Annotated in this window: 5 protein-coding genes; 3 read left to right on the top strand and 2 right to left on the bottom strand. The window is 59.4% G+C overall.

Annotated elements, in window-relative coordinates:
* Positions 1 to 260: 260 nt before the first annotated feature.
* Genes QWL29_RS25965 through QWL29_RS25955 form a run of 3 tightly spaced genes read left to right on the top strand, consistent with a single transcriptional unit; the run spans position 261 to position 6,208 of the window.
* Positions 261 to 1,574, top strand: coding sequence for an efflux RND transporter periplasmic adaptor subunit (locus tag QWL29_RS25965; protein ID WP_305825749.1), 1,314 nt, complete (start codon positions 261 to 263; stop codon positions 1,572 to 1,574).
* Positions 1,575 to 1,610: 36 nt separating this feature from the next.
* On the top strand, positions 1,611 to 4,772 hold the full coding sequence (locus tag QWL29_RS25960; RefSeq protein WP_305825748.1) for an efflux RND transporter permease subunit: 3,162 nt from the start codon (positions 1,611 to 1,613) through the stop codon (positions 4,770 to 4,772).
* Positions 4,773 to 4,777: 5 nt separating this feature from the next.
* Positions 4,778 to 6,208: an efflux transporter outer membrane subunit gene (locus QWL29_RS25955; protein ID WP_305825747.1), complete on the top strand. Its 1,431-nt coding sequence runs from the start codon at positions 4,778 to 4,780 to the stop codon at positions 6,206 to 6,208.
* Between the two features lie 104 nt (positions 6,209 to 6,312).
* On the opposite strand, the gene QWL29_RS25950 is transcribed toward QWL29_RS25955, so the two are convergent.
* Positions 6,313 to 7,725, bottom strand: a complete 1,413-nt coding sequence (locus QWL29_RS25950; RefSeq protein ID WP_305825746.1) for a T6SS immunity protein Tli4 family protein — start codon at positions 7,723 to 7,725, stop codon at positions 6,313 to 6,315.
* A gap of 1 nt (position 7,726) precedes the next feature.
* Positions 7,727 to 9,157: a phospholipase D-like domain-containing protein gene (locus tag QWL29_RS25945; protein ID WP_305825745.1), complete on the bottom strand. Its 1,431-nt coding sequence runs from the start codon at positions 9,155 to 9,157 to the stop codon at positions 7,727 to 7,729.
* Positions 9,158 to 9,205 lie beyond the last annotated feature (48 nt).

Genomic DNA, 9,205 nt, shown 5'->3' with positions numbered 1-9,205 from the left:
GGGGTTTGGGGTACTACGCGCTCAATTGATTTATGCAACAAAGCCCATCAAGAATGCTGTCCCGCGTCGCGGCCGCTTCTTCCTTGGTCCTGCGGGCCATGTCTTACTCCAATTTTGCTGTGGTGCACCACGTTAAACATACAGCCGTGATAGTATATAAAAAAATTCGTAAAAGCCAGTGACATACCGTGCGCAGGGTCTCGACAGGGACCTTGAGGACGGTTTTGTCTTTTTAATAAAACCAGAAGGAAGCACACGTAATGCGCTCTGCCCACTCCTCTCCTCTGTCCATGACCCGGATTGCCGCCTGCACGCTGATGGCGGTCACCCTGCTGTCGGCCTGCGGCAAGAAAGATGCCGACCAAGCCGCCGCCGGCGCCAAGATGCCGCCGCCGCAAGTCGGCGTCATCACCACCAAATTCCAGTCTGTTGCCCTCGAAACCGAATTGCCTGCGCGCGTCGAAGCGATCCGCACGGCTGAAGTGCGCGCCCGCGTCAACGGCGTGGTGCTGAAACGCACCTTCACCGAAGGCAGCATGGTCAAGGAAGGGCAGTCGCTGTTCCAGATCGACCCGGCCCCGTACCAGGCCGAGCTCAACGCGTCGCAGGCCGCCGTCGGCCGCGCCCAGGCCAACCTGACCGCGGCATCGGCCATCGTCGACCGCTACAAGCCGCTGGTCGAAGCCAACGCCATCAGCAAGCAGGAATACACCAACGCCGTCGCCACCGCCGAGCAGGCCCGTGCCGACGTCCGTTCGGCCCAGGCCCAGCAGAAGATCTCGCAGCTCAACGTGGGCTATTCCAACGTCTACGCCCCGATCTCGGGCCGCATCGGCCGTGCGCTGGTGACCGAAGGCGCCCTCGTCTCGGCAGCGGAAGCCACCCAGATGGCGCTGATCCAGCAAACCGACGCGATGTACCTGAACATCACCCAGTCGGCCTCCGAACTGCAGCGCCTGCGCAAGCAGGCCGGCGGCAAGGGCATCGACTCGGCCATCCCGGTTACCGTGATCATGGACGACGGCACCGTGCTGCCGCGCCAGGGCAAGCTGCTGTTCTCCGACGTATCGGTCGACCCGACCAGCGGCCAGGTGACCCTGCGCGCCCAGGTGCCGAACCCGGACAACGCCCTGCTCCCGGGCCAGTACGTGCGCGTGCGCCTGGCCCAGGCCGAGCTGCCGTCGGGCATCCTGATCCCGCAGCAAGCCGTGACCCGCGGCGGCCAGACCGGCGACAGCCTGATGGTGATCGGCGCCGACAACAAGCCGACCCCGCGCACCGTCAAGATCGCGTCGCAGGAAGGCAGCAACTGGGTCGTCACCGACGGCCTGAAGGAAGGCGAACGCGTCATGGTCGACGGCTTCCAGAAGCTGCAGATGCTGCCGCCAGGCACCCCGGTGCAGCCGGTCGCCTGGACCGCGCCGAACGCCGCCGCCCCAGCCGCCGCAGGCAACCCGGCCCAGCAGCCGAACGCTGCCGGCGCCACTGCCACGAATGCCGCGGCCGGTTCGCGCACGCCAGACGCCGGTTCGCCGGCCGCCGGCGCGACCACCCCTGGCCAGAGCCGCCAGTAACCGCGTCGTTACTGAGTAAAAGGAACAGGACTTTTCATGGCACGTTTTTTTATTGACCGCCCAATCTTTGCCTGGGTGATCGCGCTGTTCATCATGGTGCTTGGCGGTGTTGCCGTCAATCAGCTGCCGATCGCGCAATACCCAACCGTGGCGCCCCCTTCGATCGTCGTCAACGTCGCCTATCCGGGCGCGTCGGCACAGGTGCTCGAAGACTCCGTCATCTCCGTCATCGAACGCGAGATGAACGGCGCCCAGGGCATGATCTATATGGAATCGACCAGCCAGGCCAACGGCACCGGTTCCATCACCATTTCGTTCGAGACTGGCACCGACCCCGACCTGGCACAGGTCGACGTCCAGAACCGCCTGTCGCGTGCGACCCCGCGCCTGCCGCCGGCCGTGACCCAGCAGGGTGTGCGCGTCGACAAGTCGCGTTCCAACTTCCTGCTGTTCACCATCCTGTCGTCGGACGATCCGAACTGGGACCCGGTGGCGCTGGGCGACTACGCTTCGCGTAACGTCCTGCCGGAACTGCAGCGTATCAAGGGCGTGGGCCAGGCCCAGCTGTTCGGTACCGAAAAGGCGATGCGCGTCTGGATCGATCCGGCCAAGCTGGTCGGCTTCAACCTGGCGCCGTCGGACGTGAACAGCGCGATCAGCCAGCAGAATGCCCAGGTGGCATCGGGCACCATCGGCGACCTGCCGCTGGCGCAAGGCCAGCAGATCACCGCCACCGTCGTCGTGGCCGGCCAGCTGGCAACCGTCGAGCAGTTCGGCAACATCGTGCTGCGCGCGAACCCGGACGGCTCCACCGTGCGCCTGAAGGACGTTGCCCGCATCGAGATCGGCGGCCAGGCTTACGCTACCTCGGCGCGCCTGAACGGCAAGCCGTCGGCCGGTATCGGCGTCCAGCTGTCGCCATCGGGTAACGCGCTCGAAACCGGCGACCTGATCAAGGCCCGCATGCAGGAACTCTCGAAGTTCTTCCCGCATGGCATGAAGTACACGATTCCTTACGACTCGACCACCTTCATCGACATCTCGATCGAACAGGTCGTGCACACCCTGCTCGAAGCGATCGCGCTGGTGTTCGTCGTGATGTTCATCTTCCTGCAGAACTTCCGCTACACCCTGATCCCGACCATCGTCGTCCCGGTCGCGCTGCTGGGTTCCTTCGCCTGCCTGCTGGCGCTGGGCTTCTCGATCAACGTGCTGACCATGTTCGGCATGGTGCTGGTGATCGGTATCGTGGTCGATGACGCCATCGTGGTCGTCGAGAACGTCGAGCGCATCATGTCCGAGGAAGGTTTGCCGCCGCTGCAGGCCACCCGCAAGGCCATGGGCCAGATCTCGGGCGCGATTATCGGCGTGACCGTGGTCCTGATGTCGGTGTTCGTGCCGCTCGCGTTCTTCGCCGGCGCGGTCGGCAACATCTATCGCCAGTTCTCGGCGGTGATGGTGACCTCGATCGCCTTCTCGGCCTTCCTGGCGCTGTCGCTGACCCCGGCGCTGTGCGCCCACCTGCTGAAACCGGTCGAAGCCGGCCACCACCACGAGAAGAAGGGTTTCTTCGGCTGGTTCAACCGTAACTTCGCCGCCGGCGCCAAGCGCTACGAGGGCTTCGTCGGCTCGATCCTGAAGCGCGCCGGCCGCTGGATGGTGGTGTTCGTGCTGCTGGTCGGTATCGTCGGCCTGCTGTTCACCCGCCTGCCGAACTCCTTCCTGCCGAACGAAGACCAGGGTTACGTGATCGCCAACATCCAGTTGCCGCCGGGCGCTACCGCCGAACGTACCAACGTGGTGCTGCACGCGCTCGAAGACTTCGTCATGAAGCAGCCGGAATACGCGAACATCGTGGCCGTCACCGGCTTCTCGTTCTCGGGCCAGGGCCAGAACATGGGTCTCGCCTTCATTCCGCTGAAGGCCTGGAGCGACCGTAAAGGCGATGGCCAGGATGCGCAATCCTTCGCCAACCGCATTACGATGCACATGGGCGCCCTGCGCGACTCGTTCATCTTCGTGGTGAGCCCGCCGCCGATCCCGGAACTCGGTACCGGCACCGGCTTCTCGTTCCGCCTGCAAGACCGCGGCGGCAACGGCCACGAAGCGCTGGTGAAAGCACGTAACCAGATGCTGGGCATGGCGATGCAGAGCAAGGTCCTGACCGGCCTGCGCCCTGAAGGCCTGGAAGACGCGCCGCAGCTGAAACTCAACATCGACCGCGACAAGGCGCAAGCCCTGGGCGTGACCTTCGGCGCGATCAACAATGCGCTGTCGACCTCGCTGGGTTCGAGCTACGTGAACGACTTCCCGAACGCCGGCCGCCTGCAGCGCGTGATCGTGCAGGCCGACGCGCCGAACCGCATGCAGCCGGACGACCTGCTGCGCATCAACGCCCTGAACACCCAGGGCCGTCCGGTGCCGCTGTCCTCGTTCGCGTCGACCGAATGGGTCACGGGTCCGATGCAGACCATCCGCTACAACGGCTATCCGTCGATGAAGATCACCGGCGAACCGGCGCCGGGCTACTCGAGCGGCCAGGCACTGGAAGAGATGCAGCGCCTGGCAGCCCAGCTGCCGCCTGGCTTCGCGTATGAATGGACCGGCCAGTCGCGCGAGGAAATCCTGTCGGGTTCGACCGTGTTCATCCTGATCGCCTTCTCGCTGCTGGCGGTGTTCCTGGCCCTGGCCGCGCTGTACGAAAGCTGGACGATTCCGGTGGCCGTGCTGCTGGTGGTACCGCTGGGTATCCTGGGTTCGCTGCTGGCGGCCTACATGCGCGGGCTGTCGAACGACGTCTACTTCAAGGTCGGCCTGATTACCATCATCGGCCTGGCGGCGAAGAACGCGGTCCTGATCATCGAGTTCGCGAAGGACCTGCAGGCCCAGGGCCGGTCGCCGATCCAGGCGGCGCTGGAAGCGGCCCACCTGCGTTTCCGTCCGATCATCATGACCTCGCTGGCATTCATCCTCGGCGTGCTGCCGCTGGTGATCGCCAGCGGCGCCGGCGGTGCAGGCCAGCGCGCCATCGGTACCGGCGTGATGGGCGGCATGATCACCGCAACCGCGCTCGGCGTGGTCTTCGTGCCGGTGTTCTTCGTTGTCGTGCGTACGCTGTTCAAGGGCAGCAAGCGCCAGAACGACCTGTACACGCACCACGAAGACACCGGCAGCGTAGCGAAGGAAAAAATCCAATGACTGTAATGACCAAGACTAAACGTTTTACTCCGCTGGTCCTGGCGCTGGCCCTGGCCGGCTGCGTGAACCTGGCGCCGAAGTACGAGCGCCCGGCCGCGCCGGTGGCACCAAGCTTCCCGGAACTGCCGCAAGCCGGCGGCGCGGCCCTGCCGACCGCCACCGGCGAAGCGCCGGCGAACCTCGCCTGGCAGCGCTTCTTTGCCGATGCGCGCCTACGCCAGCTGATCGAGCTGTCGCTGGCCAACAACCGCGACCTGCGCGTGGCGATCCTGAACATCGAGCAGGCCCGCGCCCAGTACCGCATCGCCCGTGCCGACCGCCTGCCGACCGTGTCGGCGGCCGTCACCGGCAGCCGCCAGACCACCGGCGAAGACCTGCCGATCCAGAGCGTGTACCAGGCCGGCCTGACGGTCTCGAGCTTCGAGCTCGATCTGTTCGGCCGCGTGCGCAATTTGTCGGAAGCGGCGCTGGCGCAATTCCTCGCCACCGAGGAAGCGCGCAAGGCCACGCACATCAGCCTGATCGCCTCGGTCGCCAACAGCTACCTGTCGCTGCTGGCGGACGACGAACTGCTGGCGCTCACCGAGCAGACCCTGCAAACCCGTGAAGAATCGCTGCGCCTGACCCAGCTGCGCTTCGAGAACGGCGTGTCGTCGAAGCTCGACCTGCAGCTGTCGGCCTCTCTCGTGGAAACGGCCCGCGCCACCCTGGCGCAACTGCGCCGCCTGCGCCAGCAGGACAACAACCTGCTGACCCTGCTGGTGGGCCAGCCGATCCCGGCCGACCTGCCGCAGGGCGCGACCCTGGCCACGACCGAACTGCCGGATCTGCCGGCCGGCCTGCCGTCAGACCTGCTGACCGTGCGTCCGGACATCCGTTCGGCCGAGCAGCAGCTGATCGCTGCCAACGCCAACATCGGCGCGGCGCGCGCGAACTACTTCCCGCGCATTTCGCTGACCGGCAGCGCCGGCAGCGTCAGCGACGAACTGTCTGGCCTGTTCAAGAGCGGCACCTTCGGCTGGAGCTTCGCGCCGCAGGCGATCCTGCCGATCTTCGACTACGGCCGCATCAGCGCCGGCGTCGAATCGGCCCGTGCCGGCCGCGACATCGCCGTGGCCCAGTACGAGCGCTCGATCCAGACCGCATTCCGCGAAGTGGCGGATGCACTGGCCGGCCAGGCCACCTACAGCGAGCAGCTGCGCGCCCAGCGCGCGGTGGCCGAGGCCGAGCAGGACCGCTTCAACCTGTCCGACCTGCGCTACCGCAGCGGCGCCGCCAGTCAGCTCGATTTGCTCGATGCCCAGCGTTCGCTGTTCCAGGCCCAGCAGCAGTCGGTGGAAGCCAACCTGGCTCGCTTGCAGAACCAGGTGACGCTGTACCGCGTGCTGGGTGGCGGTTGGAGCGAGCCGGTGGCCGAGGCGCAGGCGGCGCGCTGATTCTCGCTTAGCTTGATCGCATAAAAACCGGAGCCGTGTGTTCCGGTTTTTTTTCGTCTTCATCTTCGTATTTCGTGACCGTGGTGATACTTCGAATCCAGCAGTTACTTTTTCACGAACTCCGACATTGGCGGATTAGTTGGTCGCCAGCGCATGCTCTTCAACATGACATCCAGGCGCTCCTTGCTTTGCTCGTACGGAGGCGGGTAATGTTTGAGCTCAGTAGCTTGTTGCATGTTCACGGTCTGCATTTCGACCAGCATGTATGGCAGCACGGCCGTACCAAGCCAGCCGGAGTAACCGCTATACACATCGTACACATCGTACTTGATGCCTTTGGCTTCGGCTTTCATGACGACGCCACCTTGCATGGCTTTCACGCCTCCCATCTGAGTGGAATGTGGACCGATACGCTCCATAACGACCGCCCGTACATCACTCGTTTCACTTGCCGGCGGTGGGTTCATACTTGAGGTAGCTGCCGCCATGAATACAGTGGTTTTCAACCGGCGAGGATGAACGGTGCCCGTTTCGATGGTGTAGAGCACGGCTGGTGCGTCATGAAAACGCAGTGATTGCTTGAATTCGACGACGGTTCTGCCGTCATCTGGAATGAAACCGAAAGGAAAGCAAACGCCAGGTTCGGACGGAATTTCGTTAGCTGCACGCGTGCGAAAATTCGCCAGCATCTGAGAAAAATCACTTTTATGCTTGTCCTTGTCGGACAAGGTATTCATTTTTACAACCGATTCAAATATATAGATATATTCGCCGCGTTTCAGATAGACTCGCAGTATGGAGTATCGGTTAGTCTCATCGCCTCCTTCAGTTTCACTTGTCCAATAACCCTCACTATCGGACAATCCTGGATCGAAAGGTTCAAACTTTTCTCGATCTTCCTTAATTGTTTTTTCCCAACCTTGAATCCACTCCTCCGCTTCGCTTATTTTTTTCCTAGCAACTTCAGGATTTTTTACGTCTTTTCTTTGTCTCTCAATATACTCTCGAGATTCATTAATACTCTTCTGCAAAAAAGCCTCAAGTGAGGCAGGAGTACTCCGGAAGACACGTTCTTTCTCGATTCCCTTGATCGATCCAATCACTGCTATATATGTCGTGCCGAACCGCATGACATCACCCGCTGCTGCTACCTGTGGCTCGAAAGACCGATTAAAAACTCCATCCGGATTTTCTTTATTAAAATAGACAGGCCATTCCACAACGTGATTAACTGTGAAAATCAAGCGCCCCAAACACTCCGATTTGGCATCCATTAGCAATTTATATTCGGGCGCTGTAATTTTGTACATTTCATCAGCAGTTGGCAAGCGCGAAGGAATTGCTTCTTCGCCATCGACTTGCATCGGCTTGTTCTTCTCGGATTTCGGACTACATCCAGAAACAAATGCAGCACACAATCCGAACAATATCCATTGGTAGCAATTATTGTTAACCAGTCTATTCTCGATGTGTCGGAAAATTGTTACAAGATTGAAAATGTAGTTTTCGAAATTCATGCTAGCTCCAAGCATTCGTTCCATTATCACCCTGAAGATCGTTAGAAGCTACAGACGAACTATCTCTATGATCTGGGATGTCATCATTTGCCAAGAGTGTCAAATTCATTCCCGACGAGTTATTTTCATTCATGGTCCACGAAACTGGCAATGCAACAATAAAGCCGCGGATATTCACCGGTGACCGTTCGTCATTGCGGGTCTTTGCCTCCCACGAAAGAGTTGCATCTCTTACCGCATTTGGACGCCAGAACCGCTCATTAAAAGGCATATGACTTAGCAAACTCCTAGTACGGCGGTCCCAAGTCGGCCAGATTGAACTTTGCTCTCCACGAATGTTAGCCAAAAATGGAAATGCTTTTTTATACTCCAGCGCATTTGAATACGCGACGTCTTGAATCGCGCGCCAGCTTTCTCTCGCCGCTGGCTTGTCAACAAATCCTGCTAAGTTGTTGGCAGGTTGGGTGCTACCCATCAAGCCGAAAATTTTCTTCCATAATCGTATTCGCAACTGATGAACATTTTCGCTGACAAAATCGTCATGCAGCCCATCCAATTTCACGCTCAGCTGATTATCATCACGTATAACAACCGCCAGTTCAGAATCACGATTACCTAGTTGACTCCGATCATTAATGTTAGCACTGCCTAAGACTGCAACTCGATCATCAGCAATTAGCAGCTTAGAATGAACATAGATTTGCTCTGTCACTGGACGGCTCCCCAACATCTCCCAATTACGCAAATTCAATAAAGTCAAAAATCGCTTCCAGTCGTCGCCGCCTTTCTTAACAACTTCTTTAAGCTCGTAATTGCTCACTTCTTCCAGGGCTTGACTCTTCTTGACATTTCCGGCTTCAAGCAAACGCGCCACCAATATCGCACGACGAATTCGATTTATCAGGCTATGGCTCCCAAAAACAAGTGACTGCATAGTCAAATGCAGTTGAGTCATGATATTAAGCGTGTTCAAGGTACCTTCCGGATGTACTGGGAGGACCATATAAACATGGAAAGGCTGATCGTCATAAATGGCACTCTCAATCCTGGATGCGAGAGCCTCTCCTATCGGGTTAAGTAATGAGTTTTGCGGACCTCCCAACCCCCGGGAAATCTTAATTGCGGCAATGTTCGAAAGAATTGAATTCAAATCACGCAGGAATAAGGCGCCTTCGCCATTTGGATCACGTCTGATATCATCAATCTGCGACACTCTTATTGATGCTGGAACCTGATCGGGTTGGACCCCATAAATTCCCAAACGCTTCGCATATTTCTCATATCCTGGCAATGAGGTAATATTAGTCAAAGCCGCCATTGGTCCAGATGCTGCGTCTTCCAAACTGCCGACTTGTTCCTTACCAAATGCCGATTGAAAAAACTGCCCTTCTATATAGATAAATTTTTGCGCACCATAGATTGCTGTCAGCATTGCTTGGCGGTCTCAAGAACCAATTGCAACACCGGGGTTAATGGATCG

The sequence above is a fragment of the Massilia brevitalea genome (assembly GCF_030711405.1).
Lineage (GTDB): Bacteria > Pseudomonadota > Gammaproteobacteria > Burkholderiales > Burkholderiaceae_D > Telluria > Telluria brevitalea.
The sequence above is the reverse complement of the archived record's forward strand: the minus strand, read 5'-3'. Positions and strand labels throughout refer to the sequence as shown.